General features: G+C 62.2%; 20 protein-coding genes. 10 read left to right on the top strand and 10 right to left on the bottom strand.

Annotated features, from left to right (window positions below; translation table 11 throughout):
• Positions 1 to 64: 64 nt before the first annotated feature.
• The 3 genes from ACEXP3_RS12615 to ACEXP3_RS12625 all read left to right on the top strand — a co-directional run bounded on the left by ACEXP3_RS12615 (position 65) and on the right by ACEXP3_RS12625 (position 3,054).
• Positions 65 to 2,365 carry an NADP-dependent malic enzyme gene (locus ACEXP3_RS12615; protein WP_377297571.1) on the top strand — a complete coding sequence of 767 codons (2,301 nt, stop codon included), beginning with the start codon at positions 65 to 67 and terminating at the stop codon, positions 2,363 to 2,365.
• 66 nt (positions 2,366 to 2,431) lie between these two features.
• A complete protein-coding gene (locus ACEXP3_RS12620; protein ID WP_377297572.1) occupies positions 2,432 to 2,671 on the top strand; it encodes a type II toxin-antitoxin system Phd/YefM family antitoxin in 240 nt (79 codons plus the stop codon).
• Positions 2,668 to 3,054 (top strand): type II toxin-antitoxin system VapC family toxin, encoded by a 387-nt coding sequence (locus tag ACEXP3_RS12625; RefSeq protein ID WP_377297573.1) that lies wholly within the window; start codon positions 2,668 to 2,670, stop codon positions 3,052 to 3,054. The genes ACEXP3_RS12620 and ACEXP3_RS12625 overlap by 4 nt, the downstream gene beginning before the upstream one ends.
• A gap of 45 nt (positions 3,055 to 3,099) precedes the next feature.
• Here ACEXP3_RS12625 and olsB read toward each other — a convergent pair whose 3' ends face one another.
• The 5 genes from olsB to ACEXP3_RS12650 all read right to left on the bottom strand — a co-directional run bounded on the left by olsB (position 3,100) and on the right by ACEXP3_RS12650 (position 8,707).
• Entirely contained in the window at positions 3,100 to 3,972 is an 873-nt protein-coding gene (gene olsB / locus ACEXP3_RS12630; protein ID WP_377297575.1) for a l-ornithine N(alpha)-acyltransferase, read from the bottom strand.
• Between the two features lie 109 nt (positions 3,973 to 4,081).
• The gene (locus tag ACEXP3_RS12635; RefSeq protein WP_377297576.1) at positions 4,082 to 6,034 is read right to left on the bottom strand and encodes a hybrid sensor histidine kinase/response regulator; all 1,953 of its coding nucleotides are present in this window, start codon (positions 6,032 to 6,034) and stop codon (positions 4,082 to 4,084) included.
• Positions 6,035 to 6,207: 173 nt separating this feature from the next.
• Positions 6,208 to 6,708 carry a signal peptidase II gene (gene lspA / locus ACEXP3_RS12640; protein WP_210103742.1) on the bottom strand — a complete coding sequence of 167 codons (501 nt, stop codon included), beginning with the start codon at positions 6,706 to 6,708 and terminating at the stop codon, positions 6,208 to 6,210.
• Positions 6,705 to 7,562 carry a TrmH family RNA methyltransferase gene (locus ACEXP3_RS12645; RefSeq protein ID WP_210103743.1) on the bottom strand — a complete coding sequence of 286 codons (858 nt, stop codon included), beginning with the start codon at positions 7,560 to 7,562 and terminating at the stop codon, positions 6,705 to 6,707. Before ACEXP3_RS12645 ends, lspA begins: the two co-directional genes overlap by 4 nt.
• Positions 7,559 to 8,707 carry a class I SAM-dependent methyltransferase gene (locus ACEXP3_RS12650; protein WP_377297577.1) on the bottom strand — a complete coding sequence of 383 codons (1,149 nt, stop codon included), beginning with the start codon at positions 8,705 to 8,707 and terminating at the stop codon, positions 7,559 to 7,561. Before ACEXP3_RS12650 ends, ACEXP3_RS12645 begins: the two co-directional genes overlap by 4 nt.
• A gap of 186 nt (positions 8,708 to 8,893) precedes the next feature.
• Here ACEXP3_RS12650 and ACEXP3_RS12655 point away from each other — a divergent pair, with 186 nt between their 5' ends.
• Positions 8,894 to 9,349 (top strand): SRPBCC family protein, encoded by a 456-nt coding sequence (locus ACEXP3_RS12655; protein ID WP_377297579.1) that lies wholly within the window; start codon positions 8,894 to 8,896, stop codon positions 9,347 to 9,349.
• Positions 9,350 to 9,371: 22 nt separating this feature from the next.
• Here the strand turns inward: ACEXP3_RS12655 and ACEXP3_RS12660 are convergent, their stop codons facing one another.
• From ACEXP3_RS12660 to sppA, 3 genes are all read right to left on the bottom strand, one after another.
• Positions 9,372 to 9,728: a DUF1049 domain-containing protein gene (locus ACEXP3_RS12660; protein WP_377297580.1), complete on the bottom strand. Its 357-nt coding sequence runs from the start codon at positions 9,726 to 9,728 to the stop codon at positions 9,372 to 9,374.
• A gap of 128 nt (positions 9,729 to 9,856) precedes the next feature.
• Entirely contained in the window at positions 9,857 to 10,168 is a 312-nt protein-coding gene (locus ACEXP3_RS12665) for an integration host factor subunit beta (RefSeq protein ID WP_210103745.1), read from the bottom strand.
• Between the two features lie 26 nt (positions 10,169 to 10,194).
• The gene (sppA, locus tag ACEXP3_RS12670; RefSeq protein WP_377297582.1) at positions 10,195 to 11,145 is read right to left on the bottom strand and encodes a signal peptide peptidase SppA; all 951 of its coding nucleotides are present in this window, start codon (positions 11,143 to 11,145) and stop codon (positions 10,195 to 10,197) included.
• Between the two features lie 307 nt (positions 11,146 to 11,452).
• Between sppA and lptC the strand changes: the two genes are divergently transcribed.
• The 6 genes from lptC (at position 11,453) to ptsN (ending at position 16,623) form a co-directional block, all read left to right on the top strand.
• Positions 11,453 to 12,133 (top strand): LPS export ABC transporter periplasmic protein LptC, encoded by a 681-nt coding sequence (gene lptC / locus ACEXP3_RS12675; RefSeq protein ID WP_210103747.1) that lies wholly within the window; start codon positions 11,453 to 11,455, stop codon positions 12,131 to 12,133.
• Positions 12,130 to 12,699, top strand: a complete 570-nt coding sequence (locus tag ACEXP3_RS12680) for an LptA/OstA family protein (RefSeq protein ID WP_377297583.1) — start codon at positions 12,130 to 12,132, stop codon at positions 12,697 to 12,699. Before lptC ends, ACEXP3_RS12680 begins: the two co-directional genes overlap by 4 nt.
• 17 nt (positions 12,700 to 12,716) lie before the next feature.
• Positions 12,717 to 13,511, top strand: coding sequence for an LPS export ABC transporter ATP-binding protein (gene lptB / locus ACEXP3_RS12685; RefSeq protein ID WP_210103749.1), 795 nt, complete (start codon positions 12,717 to 12,719; stop codon positions 13,509 to 13,511).
• 153 nt (positions 13,512 to 13,664) lie between these two features.
• A complete protein-coding gene (rpoN, locus tag ACEXP3_RS12690) occupies positions 13,665 to 15,227 on the top strand; it encodes an RNA polymerase factor sigma-54 (protein WP_377297584.1) in 1,563 nt (520 codons plus the stop codon).
• 299 nt (positions 15,228 to 15,526) lie between these two features.
• Positions 15,527 to 16,099, top strand: coding sequence for a ribosome hibernation-promoting factor, HPF/YfiA family (gene hpf / locus ACEXP3_RS12695; protein ID WP_210104154.1), 573 nt, complete (start codon positions 15,527 to 15,529; stop codon positions 16,097 to 16,099).
• Between the two features lie 59 nt (positions 16,100 to 16,158).
• Positions 16,159 to 16,623, top strand: a complete 465-nt coding sequence (gene ptsN, locus ACEXP3_RS12700) for a PTS IIA-like nitrogen regulatory protein PtsN (protein WP_210103751.1) — start codon at positions 16,159 to 16,161, stop codon at positions 16,621 to 16,623.
• 118 nt (positions 16,624 to 16,741) lie between these two features.
• On the opposite strand, the gene grpE is transcribed toward ptsN, so the two are convergent.
• Positions 16,742 to 17,380, bottom strand: a complete 639-nt coding sequence (grpE, locus tag ACEXP3_RS12705; RefSeq protein WP_377297585.1) for a nucleotide exchange factor GrpE — start codon at positions 17,378 to 17,380, stop codon at positions 16,742 to 16,744.
• A gap of 115 nt (positions 17,381 to 17,495) precedes the next feature.
• Positions 17,496 to 18,587, bottom strand: a complete 1,092-nt coding sequence (hrcA, locus tag ACEXP3_RS12710; protein WP_210103753.1) for a heat-inducible transcriptional repressor HrcA — start codon at positions 18,585 to 18,587, stop codon at positions 17,496 to 17,498.
• Between the last annotated feature and the right edge of the window lie 54 nt (positions 18,588 to 18,641).

The following is an 18,641-nucleotide window of genomic DNA, read 5'->3' on the forward strand; positions in this document are numbered from 1 at the left end:
CCGACAATACAACAGAGCGCGCCTGAAACTTGGGCGATGCCCACAACATGCTGGAGGAGGAGACATGTCTGCCAAGGAAACCCGCCCGACCTCGGGCGAGCCCCGCAAGCGCGCTTCGGTGACGGAACAGGAGGCGCTCGATTTCCACAGCAGCGGCCGTCCCGGCAAGCTGGAGATCACGCCGACCAAGCCGATGGCGACCCAGCGCGACCTGTCGCTCGCCTATTCGCCGGGCGTCGCCGTGCCGGTCAAGGCCATCGCGGCCGATCCGGCCACCGCTTATGACTACACCACGCGCGGCAACATGGTGGCGGTTATCTCCAATGGCACTGCCATTCTGGGCCTTGGCAATCTGGGAGCGCTTGCCTCAAAGCCGGTCATGGAAGGCAAGTCCGTTCTCTTCAAGCGTTTTGCCGATGTCGATTCCATCGACCTTGAGGTCGACACGGAAAATGTCGACGAGTTCGTCAACTGCGTGCGCTATCTCGGCCCCTCCTTCGGCGGCATCAACCTGGAAGACATCAAGGCGCCGGAATGTTTCATCATCGAAAGCCGCTTGCGCGAACTGATGGACATTCCGGTCTTTCACGATGACCAGCACGGCACCGCCATCATTGCCGCTGCCGGCCTTATCAACGCGCTGGAACTGACCGGACGTGACCTCAAGACGACGAAGCTCGTCTGCAACGGCGCCGGCGCTGCCGCCATCGCCTGCATCGAGCTGATCAAGGCCATGGGCTTTGCGCCCGAAAACATCATCCTCTGCGACACCAAGGGCGTCATCTACCAGGGCCGCACCGAGGGTATGAACCAGTGGAAGAGCGCGCATGCGGTGAAAACCGACCGGCGCACGCTGGAAGAGGCCATGAACGGCGCAGACGTCGTGCTCGGCCTGTCGCAGAAGGGCGCCTTCAGCGAAGACATGATCCGCTCGATGGCGGACAAGCCGATCATCTTTGCCATGGCCAACCCCGATCCGGAAATCACGCCGGAGGAAGTGGCGCGCATCCGTGACGACGCGATCATGGCAACCGGGCGTTCGGACTATCCGAACCAGGTGAACAACGTCCTCTGCTTCCCCTACATGTTCCGCGGCGCGCTCGACGTGCGGGCAAGCCAGATCAACGACGCGATGAAGATTGCCGCCGCCAATGCGCTGGCAGACCTCGCCCGCCAGGACGTGCCGGATGATGTGGCCGCTGCCTATCAGGGCGTGCGCCCGCGCTTCGGGCCGCAATACATCATTCCGGTGCCGTTCGATCCGCGCCTGATCTCGGCCATTCCGGTGGCCGTCGCCAAAGCCGCCATCGACAGCGGCGTGGCCCGCAAGGTGATCGCAGACCTCGACGGCTACGGCCGGGAGCTTTCTGCCCGGCGCGATCCGATTGCGGCAACCACGCAGGGCATCTACCAGCAGGTGCGCCGCAGCCCCAAGCGCGTGGTGTTTGCGGAGGCCGAAGAAGAGCAGGTCATGCGCGCCGCCGTCTCCTTCATCGCGCAAGGGCTCGGCACCGCCATCCTGCTTGGACGTGACGACGTGATCCGCTCCACGGCCGAACGCGCCGGCATCGAACTGGACCGCCCCGGCATCGAGATCGTCAATGCCCGCCTTTCGACCCGCGTCGAGGCCTATATCGACTATCTCTATGCACGGCTTCAGCGCGAGGGGTACCTGCTGCGCGACGTGCAGCGCCTCATCCATAACGACCGCAACCACTTTGCCGCCTGCATGGTGGCGCTGGGAGATGCGGATGCGATGGTAACCGGCACGACCCGCAATTACGCCACGGCGCTGTCGGACGTGCGCCGCTGTATCGATGCCAAACCCGGCCACAAGGTCATCGGCGTTTCGCTCGTCGTCTCGCGCGGCCGCACCGTCTTCGTGACGGATACCGCGGTGCATGACATGCCCTCTGCCGAGGATCTCGCCGATATCGCCGTGGAAGCGGCCCGCATGGCACGCCGAATGGGATACGAGCCGCGCGTGGCGCTGCTTGCCTATTCCACCTTCGGCCAGCCGCGCGGCGAACGGTCGGAGCGGGTGCGCGAGGCGGTAAAGATCCTCGACCAGCGCCGACTTGACTTCGAATATGACGGCGAGATGGGCGCCGATATTGCGCTCAATGCCAGCCGCATGGAGCAGTATCCGTTCACGCGGCTGTCGGGCACCGCCAATGTGCTCGTCATGCCCGCCATCCATTCGGCTGCCATTTCCACCCGCATGCTGGAGGAGCTCGGCGGCTCGACGCTGATCGGTCCGCTGCTTGTCGGCCTCGACAAGTCGGTGCAGATCACCTCGATGGGCGCCAAGGACAGCGATATCGTGAACATGGCAGCGATCGCCGCCTATAACGCCGGGTCCTGATCTTTCTTGCCGGACATCCCCCGTGTGGGCTACACTCGGCCCCAAGGCCCATACGGGGGAACACCCATGAAGACGGTCAGCCTGCAGGAAGCCCGCTCACAGCTGTCCAGCCTCGTCGACAAGGCGGCAAACGGCGAAGCCTTCATCATCGAGAAGGATGGCAAGCCTGTGGTCAAGGTGGTGCCAGTGGAAGATGCTCCGAAGAAGAAGCGCCGCGCGGGCTTCCTCAAAGGCCAGGCATCATTGCCTGACGATTTTGACAGCATCTATGCCAAAGAAATCGAAGACATGTTCTATGGCAAATGAGCGTTTTCGCTGACACACACATTCTGGCATGGTTTGCCGAGGATGCAGCGGAATTGACCGCGGAGACGCGCAGCATTCTCGAAGATGACCGAAACATGCTGTTCTTCAGCTCAGCCAGCATCTGGGAGTTGACGATCAAGAAGGCACTCAAGAAGGTCGACTTCCGCCTTGAGCCGCCTATTCTCCATCAAGCGCTCTTGGAAAACGGCTTTATGGAGCTTCCTGTATCAGCGCTCCACGCGCTCGCCCTCAGTTCGCTGCCCCCCATCCACAAGGACCCGTTCGACCGGATCCTGATTGCCCAGAGCGCTCATGAAGGCATGACGCTTCTGACTGCGGATCGAACGATCGCGCAGTATGGCGGGGCAATCCGGCTGGTTTGAAGCGCAGACTGGCGACGTGCCACCCGGGTCTCTGCCAGCCAGGGATCAGCTGGCAAACCGGCCGGCATCGGCACCGTAATAGTTGATATAGCGTCCGGAAATGGCTTCGATCGGCAGGATGACCAGCACGTCGGTGGTGTTGAACGCCTGGTCGACGACGGCGCCGTGGCCAACCATGGCGCCCAGCCGCAGATAGCCCTTCACCAGCGGCGGCATCGACATCAGCGCCCGCTTGGGATTGATCGCTTCGGCCGGCATCAGGTCCATTTCACAAAACAGATCGGACTTGGCAGAGGCTGCCCAGTCGCCCTTGGCGCAGACCGTGTGATGCAGGAAGGACAGCGCCAGCGCATGTTCCTCCGGCCGCACGCCCGGAAACGAAGCGCAACCGAACATGGCATGGATATTATGTTTGAGCGCATAGGCCCAGTTGCCCTGCCACAGCAGTTCCACCGTGCGCTTGGTGCGATAGTTCGGCAGCACGCAGGAGCGGCCAAGTTCCATGAAGCGCTTGTCCGGATGGCGTGCCAGAAGCGGATCGATATCAAACTCGCATGCCGAATAGAAACCGCCATGGTTGATCGCCACATCCTGGCGCAAGAGCCGGTAGGTTCCGACGATCTGGTCTTCCGGATCGCCGTCCAGCGCTGTGTCGACCACCAGAAGATGGTCGCAGATATCGTCGAAACTGTCGACATCGCGGGCACGGCGCATGGCCTCGGGCGGCAGTTGCGCCTGCATTTCCTCGACGAACACCCGGTAGCGCAGCGCCTGGGCCGCATCCACCTCACGGGGGTTGCGGGCAAGCCGCGTTTCCAGGCTGCCGATCCGGCCGAGCACATCCGTGCGCGCCGGCGCACGCGACGGGCTCTGTTCGGCGCCAAACGCGATGTCGCGATCAAGCAATTCGATAGTCATGACGCTTCGTCCGTCTCTGATGAATGTCTTCATAGAACATCAAAGTGCAACAGCAACGTGACAAACCGAATTCCGGCAAAAGAAAGGCTGAAACGGATTTATCACCGCATCAGGCGGACGCGGCCATGACCAGCTCCACCTCGCGCAGGAGCTCCTGCGGATCGATGGGCTTCTGCAGCACGCGCCGCGCGCCCTGTGCCAGCATCTTTTTCTGCAGCACGGCATCCATCTCGCCGCTGAGGACGAGGACCGGGGCCGTCGCGCGCGAACCAGCATTGCGGCCATTGGCCAGGAGCGGCAGCACCTGTGCCAGATCGCCGCCGGGCATATGGATGTCGGAAATGATGAGATCGGGATGCCGCTCGCTGAGCGCTGCGTCGCGAAGCGCTGCCAGATCCGATACATGATGCACGACGCAACCGGCCCTCTTCAGGATCGAACCGACCATCATGGCGCTGACCGGATCATCCTCGGCCAGCAGCACGGAGAGCTGCCGGCGCGCCAGGATCGTGGTCTGCGGGGAGGCTTGCGTGCGCATGGCTGACGGTGAACGCCCCTCGCCTCCGCCCAGTCTGCCGCGCAGCACGTCGACCAGCGACTGTTCACGCAGCGGCCGGATCAGCCAGGCGTCGTAACTGTCCCAGGGCTGCGCGGCGCGTTCCTCCGGGCTCACCAGCAGGATGCGGCGCATGCCCTGCATATGCGCAAGCGAGGCAACTGTCCCCACTGTGCGGTGATCGACGATCATGTCGGTAAAGGCCATGCCCTGCCGCGCCAGCTGGCCGATCGTGTGCTCCGCTTCGGCAAGCGTACGGACATGGCGGCAACGACCGCCGAGCGTTTCGATCGTGGCAATGGTTGCTGCGGCCGCCGGACCGGTCGGCGCAATGAGGAGCACGCGTGACGAGCGCAGCAGCAGCATGCGGTCATTGCCTTCGTTGCCCGCCTTGACGAAGCTTGCCGGGAAGCGAATGGTAAAGGTGGTGCCCTTGCCCTTTTCGCTCGCCACCGACAGCGATCCGCCGAATTCATTGAGGATGCGGGTGGCGATGGAAAGGCCGAGGCCCGTTCCGCCGCTGCGCTCCACCGCTTCGCCCACCTGCTCGAATTCGGCAAAGATATTCTGCTGCGCTTCCGTCGTCATGCCGGGCCCGGTATCGGCCACGGTGATCACCACCTGTGCGCCGTCCATACCGACGCGTGTCAACACGCCGCCCTTCTGGGTGAACTTCACGGCATTGCCGATGACATTGAACAGCACCTGGCGCAGGCGTGCGGGATCAAAGTCCATCAGGGTCGGCACGTCGAAGGCAACCGTCGAGCCGATCTCGATGGATTTTTCATGGGCGCGTGGCGCCAGCATTTCCACCACGCTTTCCAGCAGCTGGCGCAGATTTTCAGCGCGGCTGTTCAGCCGGAAGCGACCGGCCTGCAGCGTGGCGAAGTCGAGAAGATCATCGACGAGCTGCGCCATGGCAAGACCGGCCTGATGCACGGCGCCGATATAGTTCTTCTGCTCCAGCGTCAGGCTGGTCTGCTCCAGAAGATGGCTCATGCCTAAAATGCCGGTGAGCGGGGTGCGCAATTCGTGGACGACCGTCGCCATCTGCCGGGTTTTCGCGGCACTTTCCTCTTCCGCATGCAGACGCGCTTCCTCGCGCTGATGGGCCGCATCGCGCTCGGCCGTCACATCCCGGCCGCTGCCATAGACGAGAATCGCCTGCGAGACCGGATCCTGCAGCACGACATCCCGCCAGGAAAAAATGCGCAGCCCCTCGACGGTCGGGATTTCGATGTCCTTGGGATGCAGAAGCGGTTCGGGCGCAAGCGCAATGCCCAGTTCGTCCAGCAAATGCCCTTCAGGCGATCTAAAGCCCGTCAAAAGCCGGAAGGTCCGATTGGAGCCCTTCACGACACCGTCTTCGGTGCGCACCAGCGCGGGGTTGGAAAACAGATCCTGACTTGACAGGAACGCAAGAGGAGCGATGCCGGCCGAAGCCTCCGGCGCATGTACCGACCCGTCTTCAAGATAATCCCCGGCCTCTGTCAGGAAACGGCTCATTGCGCTCATTCACTCCGCAGGATCTACGTCACGATCCATCCTGCCAGTTCGGTCTGCCAGTTCGGTCGGATAAAGAAAGCGCTTCCAAACCAGCCATGATGATCTGCGCATAGGCGCAGGCCTCATGGTTAGCACAAGTTCCTTCCAAACGCTTACCACTTCAACCGTAAAGTTTATGTGCGTTTGCGTCTAGACCCCAAAAGTTCGTCAAGAATGACGCACCCTGCCCCCACCGTTATAAAGCTGTCGGCAAGATTGAACACAGCAAAAGACCAGGTCTGCGTGTGAAAGAGAATATAATCTACAACATGCCCATAAAATAGGCGGTCGAGAATATTACCTAGCGCTCCGGAAATGATCAGTGCAAATCCCAGATGCGCAAAGACCCGGTCCTTCGGCGTGCGGCGCCACAGCCAGAGAACGAAGACGACGATGGCAAGGCGCATCGAGACGATGAACCATCCCTCCATCTCCGACAGCATGGAAAAGGCGACGCCGAGATTATAGGTCCGGTACAGCGCAAGCACCGGCAGAAGCGGCACCGCCTCCTGCAGAGGCAGCCAGGCCTCCACCGCAAGCTTGATCAGCTGGTCGAGAAGAACGGCAAGGCCGATGAAGAGGGCAATCGGCAGGGGCCGCGACAGGAGTGTGCGGTGGGCGGCGGGCTCGGTCATCGGGCCTCCAGGCTGAGCAGGTGACGGCGGGCCTCAAACAGCATGACGGCTGTGGCAACCGCCAGATTGAGCGAATCGGCAAGCCCCTGCTGGGGAATGCGCGCCAGCCGGTCGGCCGCCTTCGCCAGATCGTCCGGCAGGCCCGACTGCTCGTTGCCCATCAGGAGAATGGTCGGTTTTCGCTTGTAATCGATGGTGCGATAATCCACCGCCCCCGCCAGATGCGTGGCAACCACCTGCGCGCCGGATTTTCCGGCAAAGCCGATGAATTCGGCTGGGGATGCGCGGTAAAGCGGCATGGCAAAGATCGATCCCATCGTGGCGCGCACGGTTTCCAGCGAATAGGGATCCGTGCATTCGCCGACGAGGATGACGCCCGAGGCGCCGGCGGCATCGGCGGTGCGGATGATCGTGCCGAGATTGCCGGGATCGCGCACCCGGTCCAGCGCCACGAAGGTCTGGCCGAGGTCCGGCCGCAGGTCGGACAGGCGCTTCCACTGCTGTTCGAAAATGCCGACGACCATTTGCGGATTGTCGCGCCGCGTGACGGAGGACAGGACCTTCTCGCTGACCTCCAGCACAAGCCCGCCGCGCGCCACGGTCTTGGAGGCCACCTGCTCGACCAGCGGCTTGCCCTTGGCAGCCTTGGCATAGACGAGCGTGCGGATCTCGAACCCCAGTTCCAGCGCGTCGATGACGAGCTTCAGGCCCTCCGCCATGAAGGTGCCGGTTTCCTCGCGGTCCTTCTTGTTGGACAGCGCCTTGATGTCCTTGATGATCGGATTGGCAAGGCTGGTGACTTCCTTCACCTGCCCTACCCGGCCCGTTCCCGGCCGACGGTCGTCGTATGTCATGTGCGTACCCAGCGGCTGAAGAGGGAGGTGGAAAGCGTGCGCCCGGCCGTCTGGCCGTCAAGCCCCGCCTCGCGGATGACCAGCTCGCCGGATTCGACCATGCCGCCCGCCCCGCGCATCGTCTCGCGCATCAGTTCATGGATCGAATAGAAGCTGGCGCGGATCGAATAGGCCGTCAGCACCAGGCCGATGGCGTTCGGCGACAGGATTTCGCGGCACACGTCGAGCATCAGCGGCAGTTGTTCGAAGAGATGGAACACTTCGCCATTCGGGCCGCGTCCGAATTTCGGCGGATCGGCAAGGATGATGTCGTAGCGATTGCCGCGGCGCTCCTCGCGCAGGATGAACTTCATCGCATCCTCGCAGATCCAGCGGATCGGCGCCTTGTCGAGCCGCGACAGCGCCTGGTTTTCGCGCGCCCAGCCGATCGCCTTCTTCGAGGCATCGACATGGGTGACTTCGGCGCCTGCCGAGGCGGCCACCAGCGAGGCAACCCCCGTATAGCCAAAAAGGTTGAGGACCTTGATCGGCCGCCCGGCCTTTTCCGCCTGTTCTTTGACGAAGGCCCAGTGGACGATCTGCTCGGGAAACACGCCGACATGGCGAAAGGCGGTGAAGCGGCCGAGAAAATCGACGCCGCAAAGCGCCATCGGCCAGGTTTCGCCCAGCGCCTGCCGCGGGAACCGCCAGCGGCCCATGCCGTCTTCATCCGTATCGCCGGTAAAGATCGCATCGGCATTGTCCCATACGGAGGCGTCCAGCGACGGCTGCCAGAGCGCCTGCGCTTCCGGGCGCACGATGCGGTAGGGGCCATATTGCTCGAGCTTCAGGCCCGCGCCACTGTCGATCAGGTGAAAATCGCCGGCCGCCTGCGAGGCAAGAATGACGGGCACGCGCTCGGGCGGGCGCTCGCCCGTCCGCACGATCAGCGGACGGGTTTCGACCGGCGCTGCGGTCTCCGCATCCGGCCGTGCTGGTCTTGCCTGCTGTTTTGCAAGGGGTTTAGCGAGCGGCTTTGACGCTGCCGTTCCAGACGAAGGGGCAAAACCCTTTGCCGGCGCCCGGCCGTCGCTGCGCCCGCGGCCTTGCGGCTCGCCGGATTTTTTCGGGGAACGCGGCTCGCGCCGCTCAAATTTCTTCTTCAACGCATCGTGTCCGTTGGTCTTTGGGCTGATGCGAGCAAATAGCACTGGCAGCCCCCTTGGCAAAGCGCTTTCCCGTCTGCGATACAGGAAGGTGAACGGCCGTCAGGGAGCAAGGTCGAACGGACACCGCGTTTCTGCGCGCACCGGCTCCCTCTTGCGGACGCACGGCACTTTGGGAGGAGAGCCATGGATATCGTTGGAGAAGAACGCATTGCCGCGCCCCGCGCCATCGTCTGGGCCGCGCTGAACAACCCGGACATCCTGCGCCAGTGCATTCCGGGTTGCCAGACGCTGGAGCAGACATCGCCGACCGAGCTTGCAGCGACCGTCAAGGTGAAGATCGGACCGGTTTCCGCCAGTTTCAGCGGCGAGGTGACGCTGCTCGACATCATCCCGCCGGAGAGTTATCGCATTTCGGGCGAAGGCAAGGGCGGCATTGCCGGCTTTGCCAAGGGCTATGCCGATGTGGTTCTGCACGAGGACGGCGACGGCACCATTTTAAGCTACAAGGCGGATGCGCAGGTGGGCGGCAAGCTCGCCCAGCTCGGCTCGCGCCTCATCGGCTCCACGTCGCAAAAGCTCGCCCAACAGTTCTTCGCCAATTTCAATGCAGCGGTTGGCGAGCGGCAGAGCGATCTCTGAAAGAAACCGTCTGCCCGGCGCTTCAGCCCTTTGCGGGCGGAAGCGTCAGGGAAGAGGATGTGCGGGTGCCGGCCTGTGCCGGACTGCCGGCCGGCATGCCCTGATGGCGCTTCAGCGCCTCGCGCGCCTCGATGCGCGCCTGGCGACGGTATTTCCCTTGCGCGATCCAGGTGGCGATCGAGCCCAGCAGCATGCCGAAGATCACCGCCAGAAACAGGAAGACGAAGAACGGGCCGCTCAGCGCCAGAACCGTGTCCTGCGGTTCGAACGGGTTGAGCGCCAGCGTCACCACCTGCCGGTTGGCCACGCACAGCACGATCAACACGATGGCCAGCGGCACGAAAACCACCAGACTGACGATTTTCTTGACGCGGTTCATCGATAGCTCCTGGCAAATATCATGCAGAATGCACCGCAGGCTGCGGTGCCGTGATGGAAGACGATGATAGAGCCCGACCCGGCGCTTTCAAGGCAGGCCTAAAAAAGTCGGGCCGCAGGAGACCGCGATCAATCGCCGTCTTCGTCTTCCTCGTCCGCCAGATCAGGGTTCAGCCGCTCGCGCAGTTCCTTGCCGGTCTTGAAGAAGGGCACCCACTTCTCCTCGACAAACACCGTCTCGCCGGTGCGCGGATTGCGGCCGGAGCGCGACGGGCGGTTTTTCACGGAAAACGCGCCGAAGCCGCGCAGCTCGACACGATTGCCGGCCGCCAGCGCATCGGTGATCTCGTCCAGAACCGCATTCACGATATTCTCGACGTCGCGGTGATAGAGGTGCGGATTTCGTGCCGCGACGATCTGCACCAGTTCTGACTTGATCACGATTTCCCCCTGAAAGGATTAGACTTTCACTGGCGCCCAACCTGCCAAACCGAGACAAGACCGTCAAGGAACAAGTTTCCCGCGCCCCATCTGCGAAGGGTGTCGGACAGAGCGCCGGCATCGAGACCCGTCAACCCGGCAAGGCCTGCGGCAGAGGCGAGCGACAGGAAGGAGGAGTCGTCCGTCTTCTTCCATTCAACGATCGGCAGCGTCTCATCCACGCCGCGCGAGGCAAGGTAGCGACGGATCTCGGGGGTCCCGCCAAGCTGGTCGACCAGCTTCACCTTCAGCGCCTGGCGACCGGTGAAGATAGTGCCGTCGGCAAGTTTGAGAACTTCGTCGCGGCTCATGCCGCGCCGGCTGGCCACAAGGTCGACAAACCAGTCATAGCTGTCCATCACCATGGCGCGGATCATTGCCTTGGCGTCGTCGCTGGCCGGATGGAAGGGCGAAGGCTCGGCCTTCAGCGGCGCCGACTTGATCTCGTCGAGCGACACGCCGAGCTTTTCCAGGAGCGGCTGTACCTGCGGATACTGGAAGATGACGCCGATCGAGCCGGTGATCGAGCTTTCGCCGGCCACGATATTGTCGCCGGCAGATGCGATCATGTAGCCGGCAGAGGCGGCAAGCGTGCGGATATCGGAGACGACGGGCTTTTCGGCCGCCACGGCGCGCAGTGCCTTGAAGATGCGCTCGCCGCCATAGGTCGTGCCGCCCGGCGAGGAAATGGAGACCACCAGCGCCTTGGCCTGGCTGTTCTTGGCGATCTTCTCCAGCCGCTCCACCAGCTCGTCGTCATCGGTGATCATGCCGGAGATCTCGACGCGCGCCACATGGGGGGCAACCGTGCTGCTGCCGCCTGCCGCATAGCGGTAGACGGAAAAACCGATGGCAACGACGAGCAGGGCAGCCGCCACCCGCCAGAAGGTAAGCTTGCGTCGCAGCATCCGCCGATCGGCAATGGCCAGTTGGTCCATAAGGTCCTCGCTTGTTTCACTCTGTCGCGCCTGCCATCCGGGAAGGACGGCACGGTTCAATCCGACCGGGATTGCTCATAGCATGGCAGGGCGGCCGCATAAATCCTCGTTGCGGAAAGCACGTCTACCGTGTCCTTGAAGCCGCATACAGACAAGAATGGCACGCAACCGGGCCGGCGCTACACGAAATTGTGTCGGCCTTTATTGTTTCTTGATGGAGAAAAGCCATATTGGAGTTGGAGGAAGTCCACCCAATTTCGCCTCCCCCTGGCGCAGACGTCCTGCACCGGGAGGCCCAAAGGTTTCAATGCTGCAGAAAACGACGACACAGCCCAGCTCCACGGTCACCGATCTGCGCGCCAATGCCTACCAGGCAGCGATGGCGCATTCCAGACGCGTGCGCAGGCTCCGGGTGCTGCTGCCCGTCGCAGCAACCGTGATTTCGGCGATCTTCATCGCCGTGTCGGTCGTGCGCACCTACCTGCCTGAAAATCTCACCATCCAGAGCGCCACGATCGAGGACGGCAAGATCGTCATGGAGAGCCCGGCGATTGCCGGACGCAATGAAAAGGGCATCAGCTACTCGCTGACGGCGACGCGAGCCTTGCAGGATCTGGCCGACCAGAACATGATCACGCTCGAAAACGTCAAGGCGGCGATGCCGATGAATGCCGACGTGATTGCCCGCGTCACGGCGCAGGGCGGCATCTTCGACCGCTCGAAGGATCGGCTCAACATGACCAAGCCCTTCCAGGTGAACCTCAGCAACGGCATCACCGCCGATTTCCAGACCGCCTTCCTCGACGTGCCGCAGAGCACCATGGAAAGCAAGGATCCCGTCAAGATTACAACCGACAAGGCCTCCATTGTTGCACAGTCGATGAAGATGTCGGATAAGGGACGTACCATCACCTTCGCGGGTCAGGTCCAGGTCAATCTGGCGGGCGCCGCTCTCACCAACCAAGGCAACCAGAGCCCGGCCCCATGACCCTTTGCCGCCAAACCGCACATCCCTTTGCCGCCCGGCTGATCGCCAGCCTGGCGCTCGCCTGTCTTGCCACAACGGCATCGGCGCAGACGACGACGAAAAAGATGGACGGCATGAAGCTGTCCAAGGACCAGCCGATCCAGATCCAGAGCGACCAGCTCGAGATCAAGGATGAGGAAAAGAAGGCCTACTTCACCGGCAACGTGCAGGTTGTGCAGGGCGCGACCACCATGCATTCCGGCTCCATGATCGTGCTGTACAAGGGTGAAGGCAGCACCGTTTCGTCCGGCCAGACCGATATCGACAAGATCTTCATCGACAACAAGGTTTTGCTGACCTCGGGCACGCAGCAGGCGACCGCCGACAACGGCGTCTTCGACATGGCGAGCCAGACCTTCGTGCTGACCGGCAAGCAGGTCGTGCTGTCGGATGGCCCCAACGTGTTTAAGGGCTGCAAGCTGACGGTTCTCATGAACACCGGCGAAGCCAAGCTCGACAGCTGCGGCGGTCGCGTCGAAATCATGCTCGACCCGAAGTCCCGCCCGCAGCAGCAGCCGAAGCCGTAAAGAAACCGAACATCACGATGTCCCTGTTTTCAAGGCGTCCCAAGGCGGACGCGACCGAAGCTTTCGACCCGCGCGACAAGGCGCGGTACGAAGGCACGTTGATTGCGCACAGCCTGTCGAAGACCTACGATACGCGCCGTGTCGTGAACGGCGTCTCGATGATCGTGCGCCGGGGCGAGGCCGTGGGCCTGCTTGGACCGAACGGGGCTGGCAAGACCACCTGTTTCTACATGATCACCGGGCTCGTCGGAGTGGACGAGGGCATGATTGCCATCAACGGCAATGACGTCACCCGCATGCCGATGTACCGGCGCGCGCGCCTCGGCGTCGGTTACCTGCCGCAGGAAGCCTCGATCTTTCGCGGCCTGACGGTTGAGGAAAACATTCGCGCCGTCCTGGAAGTGCACGAGCGCGACCGACAGAAGCGCGAGCGCAAGCTTGATGAACTGCTTGAGGAATTCCACATCGAACGCCTGCGCAAGTCGCCGGCGGTGGCGCTTTCGGGCGGCGAGCGCCGGCGCCTGGAGATTGCCCGCGCGCTTGCGACCGACCCCGCCTTCATGCTGCTCGACGAACCCTTTGCCGGCGTCGACCCGATTTCGGTCTCCGACATCCAGAATCTCGTCCGTCACTTGACGGCGCGCGGTATTGGCGTTCTGATAACAGACCATAATGTGCGCGAGACATTGGGTTTGATCGATCGCGCCTACATCATCCATGCCGGTGAAGTGCTCACGCATGGACGCGCTGAAGATATTGTCAACAATGCCGATGTCCGCCGCCTTTATCTGGGCGACAATTTCAGTCTCTGACATAGAGCTGACAAGAAATTTACTTTCCCGTCACCTCTGCGCTTGACCAAATCTATTAAAAAAGCAATTTTTGGGCCAAGTGCTCTGTGTGATCCTGCGTGTCGATGACAAAGGGCGCGAAAGGGGGATTTGTACGGGAGTTCAGCGTCCGCCATGGCATTATCCGCCAGCCTTTTCCTGCGTCAAAGCCAATCGCTCGTCATGACGCCGCAGCTGATGCAGTCTATCCAGCTGCTGCAGATGACCCATATCGAGCTCAATCACTTCATCGCGCAGGAAGTGGAAAAGAACCCCCTGCTGGAAATTGCGCCAAATGATGGCGCAACAGGCAGCGACTATGCCGAACCTGCCGAAACCTATGGCGACGGCGCACCCTCGCTCAGCGAGATGCAGAGCGAGGCTTCCGACAGCGGCAGCGATGCCGACTGGTTCGACAACGGCTCGGCGCGCCACGAACAGCTGAGCGAGCGGCTGGACGCCAATTTCGAAAACGTCTTCCAGGATGACGTCGCCCCGCGCGGCGCCGACGCCCCCGAACTGATCAGCCAGTGGAAATCCATGCCGGGCGCCGATGCCGGCGAAAGCTACGATCTCGACGATTTCGTCGCCGGCGTGGTCACGCTGAAAGACCACCTGATGCAGCAGGCGCCGTTTCTTCTATCGCGGCCGGCCGACATGCTGACCGTCCAGCATCTCATCGACCAGCTCGATGAGAACGGCTATTTCCATGGCGACATGGCAGACATAGCCGCCCGGCTCGGCACCACGCCTGCAGCCGTCGATGCCGTCCTGTCGGCTGCCCAGACGCTTGATCCGCCCGGTGTCTTCGCCCGCTCGCTGAGTGAATGCCTGGCCATCCAGCTGCGCCAGAAGGACCGTTTCGATCCGGCCATGGCGGCGCTGGTCGCGCATCTCGATCTCCTCGCCAAGCGTGATTTTGCAAGCCTGCGCAAGATCTGCGGTGTCGATGACGAGGACCTGATGGACATGCTGGCGGAAATCCGCGCCTTGAACCCGCGTCCCGGCGCCAGCTTCCAGACGGGAATTTCCGAGGCGATCGTGCCCGATATCGTCGTGCGCGCAAGCACCGACGGCAGCTGGCTGGTGGAACTGAACCCGGACACGCTGCCCAAGGTTCTCGTCAACCAGGCCTATTTCCAGACGGTGTCGAAAAAGGCGACGCGGCCCGGGGAGGACCAGAACTTTCTCTCCGAATGCATGCAGACGGCCAACTGGCTGACCCGCAGCCTCGACCAGCGCGCAAAGACGATCATGAAGGTGGCAACCGAGATCGTGCGCCAGCAGGATGCCTTCCTGCTTCATGGCGTCGACCACCTGCGCCCGCTCAACCTGAAGACGGTTGCCGATGCCATCAAGATGCATGAATCGACCGTCAGCCGCGTCACCTCCAACAAATACATGCTGACGCCGCGCGGCCTGTTCGAGCTCAAATATTTCTTCACCGTCTCGATCAGCTCGGCCGAAGGCGGCGACAGCCATTCGGCCGAAGCGGTGCGTCACCGCATCCGGCTGCTCATCGAAAAGGAAAGCCCGGACGCCGTTCTGTCCGACGACGATATTGTCGTCAGCCTGAAAAGCACCGGCGTCGAACTGGCGAGGCGGACGGTCGCCAAGTATCGGGAAGCCATGAACATTCCCTCCTCCGTGCAGCGCAGGCGCGAGAAGCGCGCCCGCGCAAAACTTGCCGCCTGCTGATCACGTCCGTTCACGATTCGACCGCCGCTCCAAGGGCAGAGCGGCCACCCCGACCCCTTTGTCGTCCTACCCCGGTTTCGTGCGCGGCCGCACAAGTGGTGCCCGAAGCGTTGACTTTCAGGGCGTGCGCCGCTAGAAGCGCGCCGCACCGGCAATTCAGCACAGGGTCGCCCCAAGGGTAACACTTGATAAAGGGCAATCGAGATTGAAATCGGCTTAGCCATGCGAGAGACGCTTGGATGAGTGGACCGCTTGACGTAGACTGGCACCGCAAGTCACGACAAGAAGGAAAGAATTCCATGAGTGTGCGTGTATCCGGAAAGCATATGGAAATCGGCGAATCGTTCAGAAAACGGATCGAAGACCATATCGGGGAGGCGGTTACAAAGTACTATGACGGAGGCTATTCGGGGCAGGTGATCGTTGAGAAATCCGGCTCCCGATTTGCAACGGACTGCAAGCTTCATCTCGACACCGGGATCGTGCTGCATGCCGCAGGCGAGGCCAATGATCCGCAGGTGAGCTTCGACGCAGCGGCTGTGCGCATTGAGAAGCGCATCCGCCGCTACAAGCGCAAGCTGCGCGACCACCATGCTGGCGAAAGCCAGAATGGCTACGCCGAAATCGCCTATACGGTGATGGACAGCGTGCCTGACGAAGCAGACGAAGTGCCGGAGGACTTTGCGCCCACGATCGTGGCGGAAAGCTCCAAGCCTTTGAGGACCATGACCGTCGCAAGCGCCGTGATGGCGCTCGACATGACTGACGAACCCGTTCTGTTTTTCCGGAATCCGGGCAAGCAGTTGAACATTGTTTATCGCCGCAACGACGGCAATATTGGCTGGATCGACGCCGCCAGTATCAAGGGATAGCCTGACGGGAGTGCCTTCGGGCACTCCCAATCCCCTTCGGGGGCAGAAGGATGAAAAGAATGGCGTTGGCAGACCTGTTGCAGCAAGATGCGATCCTCCCGGCCCTCAAGGTGAATTCCAAGAAGCAATTGCTGCAGGAACTGGCAGCAAGAGCGTCCAAACTCACCGGCGTGCCGGAGCGGGAGATCTTCGACGTCATCTTGCAGCGCGAGCGGCTGGGCTCCACCGGCGTCGGCCATGGCATCGCCATTCCCCACGGCAAGCTCGGCACAATCGGCTCGATCAAGGGCCTGTTTGCACGGCTTGAAACGCCCGTCGATTTCGAAGCGCTGGACGACGAACCGGTCGATCTGGTGTTTCTGCTGCTCGCCCCGGAAGGCGCCGGCGCCGACCACCTGAAGGCCTTGTCCCGCATTGCCCGCGTGCTGCGCGACCAGGAACTGGTGGCGAAATTGCGCGCGACCGATTCGGCTTCGGCCATCTACGCCTTCCTCAACGAAGAACAGGCGTCGAACGCCGCCTGATCCTTCTCACCCGCCTGCGTGCAGGCCGGGGTGCACACCGCACGACAAGCCCCGCTCATGAAAAAGGCCCGCATCCTTGTCGGAAACGGGCCTCTCGTCGTTCTGGGGTATCGTCGGCTCAGTTGCTGTCGCTGGATGCCGCCGTTGCCTCTGCGATGTCGGCGGCCTTCGGGCCACCCTTCGACACACCGACCATGGCCGGGCGCAGCACGCGCTCGCCGATCACGTAGCCGGCCTGCACCACCTGAATCACGGTATTGTTGGCAACCGTCGTATTGGGGATCTCGAACATGGCCTGGTGGAAGTTCGGATCGAACTTCTGGCCTTCCGGCTCGATCTTCTTGACGCCGTGGCGCTCGAGCGCCGAGAGCATGGAGCGTTCCGTCATGTCGACGCCTTCGATCAGCGCCTTGAGGCCCGCATCGCCGGCATCCTTCGTCTCCTGCGGGATCGAATCAAGCGCCCGGCGCAGGTTGTCGGATACCGCCAGCATGTCGCGGGCAAAGGCCGTGACGGCATAGGACTTGGCATCCTTGATCTCGCGATCGGTGCGGCGGCGCAGGTTGTCCATTTCGGCGGCAAGCCGCAGGAAGCGGTCGCGCAGTTCGGCATTTTCCGTCTTCAGGACTTCGATCGGATCGGGCGCTTGCGTCTCGGCGGTCTCGGTCGCGCTCTCGTTCAGCGCTGCGGCCACGGCTTCCGCCGTGTTCTCGTTCGCTGTGGCGTCAGGTCCGTTTTTGGTCGTCTCGTCGGTCATGACGTTCTCCGGTAGAGGGTTGGAATTTGTGCCCGATATCGAGGTTTGTCCCCCAAAAATCAAGACTCCAGGCCGATTAAGCTTGGGTCGTTTCGGACATGGGGTGGTTGAAGGGTCAGAGCGGCTTGCGGCTCAGCCGGGCCAGAAGCTGGGCCGTATAATCCACCATCGGCACGATGCGCGAGTAATTCAGCCGCGTCGGTCCGATGACGCCGACGGCGCCGACGATCCGGTCCTCCTCGTCGCGGTAGGGCGCGACGATCAGCGACGAGCCCGACAGCGAGAAAAGCTTGTTTTCAGACCCGATAAAGATGCGAACCCCCGGCCCGCTTTCGGCAAGTTCGAGGATTTCGATCAGGCTGTCCTTCTTTTCCAGATCGTCGAACAGAAGCCGCAACCGGTCGAGGTCCTCGGCGCCGCCCAGGCCCTCCAGCAAATTTGCCCGGCCGCGCACGATGAGGCGGGCAGGTTTGCCCTCCTCGCTATCGCCCGACCAGATGGCAAGGCCGCGCTTGACGAGATCCTGCGACAGCGCATCGAGCTCCGTCAGCACCTCGTCCTTCAAGGTCTTCAACTGCGTGCGCAACTCCGGCAGCGTCTGGCCGGCAAGATGTGCATTGAGGAAATTGGCCGCCTCGGTCAGCTGCGAGGAGGTAACACCCGCCGGCAGCTCGATGATACGGTTTTCGATCTGGTTGTGTTCGCCCACAAGGATCGCCAGCGCCTTGGTGGGCTCCAGCCGGATGAATTCGACATGCTTCAGCACGGAATCGCTCTTGGCTGTAATGACGATGCCTGCGCCGCGCGACACGCCCGACAGCATGCGGGTCGCCTCCGTCATCAGGCTTTCCATCGGCTGGGCGCGGTCGGCGGCGCGGATCTGCCGCTCGATCTCGGCCTGCTCCTCGATCGAAAGATCGCCCACCTGCATGAAGGCATCGACAAAGAAGCGAAGCCCCGTCTGGGTCGGAAGCCGACCGGCGCTGACATGCGGCGCATAGATGAGGCCAAGCTCTTCCAGATCGCTCATGACATTGCGCACGGAGGCCGGCGACAGCGACATCGGCAGGAGCCGCGACAGGCTGCGCGAGCCGAGCGGCTCTCCGGTATCCAGATAGCTTTCGACGATACGCCGGAAGATTTCGCGTGAACGGTCGTCGAGCATGGCTGAACCACCCTGCCTTCCCCCCGGTGTGTGAACGCCCATCTGCCGCATAGCTTCCGATCAATGACTTTTCCATGACAAATATAATGTCTCTCC

The sequence above is a fragment of the Neorhizobium fuzhouense genome (assembly GCF_042611105.1).
GTDB lineage: Bacteria > Pseudomonadota > Alphaproteobacteria > Rhizobiales > Rhizobiaceae > Neorhizobium > Neorhizobium galegae_A.

Coding starts and splice junctions, on each gene's coding strand:
- ACEXP3_RS12615 (WP_377297571.1), top strand. CDS start 65: ATGTCTGCCAAGGAAACCCGCCCGACCTCGGGCGAGCCCCGCAAGCGC.
- ACEXP3_RS12620 (WP_377297572.1), top strand. CDS start 2,432: ATGAAGACGGTCAGCCTGCAGGAAGCCCGCTCACAGCTGTCCAGCCTC.
- ACEXP3_RS12625 (WP_377297573.1), top strand. CDS start 2,668: ATGAGCGTTTTCGCTGACACACACATTCTGGCATGGTTTGCCGAGGAT.
- olsB (WP_377297575.1), bottom strand. CDS start 3,972: ATGACTATCGAATTGCTTGATCGCGACATCGCGTTTGGCGCCGAACAG.
- ACEXP3_RS12635 (WP_377297576.1), bottom strand. CDS start 6,034: ATGAGCCGTTTCCTGACAGAGGCCGGGGATTATCTTGAAGACGGGTCG.
- lspA (WP_210103742.1), bottom strand. CDS start 6,708: ATGACCGAGCCCGCCGCCCACCGCACACTCCTGTCGCGGCCCCTGCCG.
- ACEXP3_RS12645 (WP_210103743.1), bottom strand. CDS start 7,562: ATGACATACGACGACCGTCGGCCGGGAACGGGCCGGGTAGGGCAGGTG.
- ACEXP3_RS12655 (WP_377297579.1), top strand. CDS start 8,894: ATGGATATCGTTGGAGAAGAACGCATTGCCGCGCCCCGCGCCATCGTC.
- ACEXP3_RS12660 (WP_377297580.1), bottom strand. CDS start 9,728: ATGAACCGCGTCAAGAAAATCGTCAGTCTGGTGGTTTTCGTGCCGCTG.
- sppA (WP_377297582.1), bottom strand. CDS start 11,145: ATGGACCAACTGGCCATTGCCGATCGGCGGATGCTGCGACGCAAGCTT.
- lptC (WP_210103747.1), top strand. CDS start 11,453: ATGCTGCAGAAAACGACGACACAGCCCAGCTCCACGGTCACCGATCTG.
- ACEXP3_RS12680 (WP_377297583.1), top strand. CDS start 12,130: ATGACCCTTTGCCGCCAAACCGCACATCCCTTTGCCGCCCGGCTGATC.
- lptB (WP_210103749.1), top strand. CDS start 12,717: ATGTCCCTGTTTTCAAGGCGTCCCAAGGCGGACGCGACCGAAGCTTTC.
- rpoN (WP_377297584.1), top strand. CDS start 13,665: ATGGCATTATCCGCCAGCCTTTTCCTGCGTCAAAGCCAATCGCTCGTC.
- hpf (WP_210104154.1), top strand. CDS start 15,527: ATGAGTGTGCGTGTATCCGGAAAGCATATGGAAATCGGCGAATCGTTC.
- ptsN (WP_210103751.1), top strand. CDS start 16,159: ATGGCGTTGGCAGACCTGTTGCAGCAAGATGCGATCCTCCCGGCCCTC.
- grpE (WP_377297585.1), bottom strand. CDS start 17,380: ATGACCGACGAGACGACCAAAAACGGACCTGACGCCACAGCGAACGAG.
- hrcA (WP_210103753.1), bottom strand. CDS start 18,587: ATGGGCGTTCACACACCGGGGGGAAGGCAGGGTGGTTCAGCCATGCTC.